The following is a 2,031-nucleotide window of genomic DNA, read 5'->3' as shown; positions in this document are numbered from 1 at the left end:
TTCATCAAGGAAAAGGGTGAAGCCTCGTCCTGGCTAAGGACACGCACTATAATTAAGCAAAAGCCTTCAATAAGCGTTGCAAACGCTATCCTCCAGCATCCTCGTTTCAAACGAAGACGATAGGCAGTGCAAACAAACGGAGAGAACTAGCGAACAGTAGCAAATCTGGTATTCCTTATATATAGAAGCAAACCTTCCTAAACGATTCTTCGACTTGTTGTCATCCTGAGCCTGTCGAAGGACAGCATGACAATTTGGATGGGGAACTACAAAAGAAAGATGTGTTCAAAACATAAATGACTTGCAGTTGCTAAGAAGAAGGCCTAGGCATCTGCTGCGTAAAATCGTAGTGCCGTAAATTCCGCAAGAAGAAAACGCTGTCTGAGCGTAGCGAGTTCGTTTTGTTCCGGAATTTACAAATGGAGATAGCAGCGTATGCCAGCCTTGATTTTTGCCACACTTTTCATCAAGGAAAAGGGTGAAGCCCTGTCCTGGCTAAGGACACGTTCTAATAATTAAGCAAAAGACTCCAATAAAGCGTTGCAAACGCTATCCTCTGGCATCCTCGTTTCAAACGATGACGATAGACTGTGCAATAAGCCTTTCTAAATGATGCTTCGACAAGCTCAGCATGACAACTTGGAAAAGGAAGTGGAAAATAGATAAGTCTTGTAATTAAATGGAGAGATGTAAAACCTAGTATTCCTTATATATAGGAGTAAGCCTTTCTAAGACGGTATTTCGACTTGTCATCCTGAGCCTGTCGAAGGGCAGCATGACAACCTTGATGGGTTGGTGAAAAAAAGAACTGACTTGCATTTGCTAGAAAAAAAGGCCTAGGCATCTGCTGCGTAAAATCGTAGTGCCGTAAATTCCGCAAGAAGAAAACGCTGTCTGAGCGGAGCGAGTTCGTTTTGTTCCGGAATTTACAAGTGGAGATAGCAGCGTATGCCAGCCTTGATTTTTGCCACACTTTTCATCAAGGAAAAGGGTGAAGCCGCGTCCTGGCTAAGGACACGTTCTAATAATTAAGCAAAAGACTTTAATAAGCGTTGCAAACGCTATACTCCAGCATCCTCGTTGCAAACGAAGACGATAGACAGTGCAATAAGCCTTTCTAAACAATACTTCGACTTGTTGTCATCCTGAGTCTGTCGAAGGACAGCATAACCAATAGGATAGGGGAGTATAAAATAAACGAGTTTTAAAAAGAACAACAAGCAACTCAATCCAGCGGATTGACATCATTATAGCTCGGAGCTAAGAATCTATATAACGCCCCCAGGGGGGTCGCATCCCCAATAACAGCCCTAATTCCCTAACCAAACCGCCTATTTCCGACTCAAAAACGAACCCAAGGAAAGATTATCTAGTATCGTTATCAAGCACTTAAGGGAAACTCCTAATAAATAAGCTAAAAACATTTGGAAGTAGGGGTATAAAACTTCTATCTTTGCACCACTCCGCAAGGGAGGGACGATTGAAATAAAGGGTTAAAAACAAGGATAGCGGCATTCTAAATGCGGTTTTTTCTAAATTTAACGAAAGAGGAGCTAGAAAAAATAAAGTAAAATTTATTTTGGAAAATCAAAAAGCTTTTCTACCTTTGCAGTCCCAACCGAAACGAAGGGCGCACATCGCAAGGATGTATGAAACAAACAAGATTAAGTTTAACCTAGCAATAGGGAAAATATATAGCCAAAGCGCGATGCGGCGGCGAGAGAAGTTCTTTAAGAAAATGATCATGAAAACGTAACGAGTAGTTGGTTATACTAACGAAAGTTAACAAATAACAATCAACCTAGTCAGTTCAAATTAGATATTAAAAAAAGACAATTCTAATTATTTTATAAATAGTTAGGTTTCTAACAATTCATTTTTACAATGGAGAGTTTGATCCTGGCTCAGGATGAACGCTAGCGGCAGGCCTAATACATGCAAGTCGAACGGGATCCAAGGTAAAGCTTGCTTTATTTTGGTGAGAGTGGCGCACGGGTGCGTAACGCGTGAGCAACCTACCCATATCAGGGG

The 2,031-nt window shown here is 41.3% G+C and carries 1 rRNA gene; it reads left to right on the top strand.

Features of this window, described 5'->3' with window-relative positions:
- Positions 1–1,881 precede the first annotated feature (1,881 nt).
- Positions 1,882–2,031, top strand: a 16S ribosomal RNA gene (locus WH223_RS07970); the annotation flags it as partial.

Source organism: Sphingobacterium sp. MYb382 (assembly GCF_037572665.1).
Lineage (GTDB): Bacteria > Bacteroidota > Bacteroidia > Sphingobacteriales > Sphingobacteriaceae > Sphingobacterium.
This window is presented reverse-complemented; position numbering and strand designations above follow the sequence as displayed.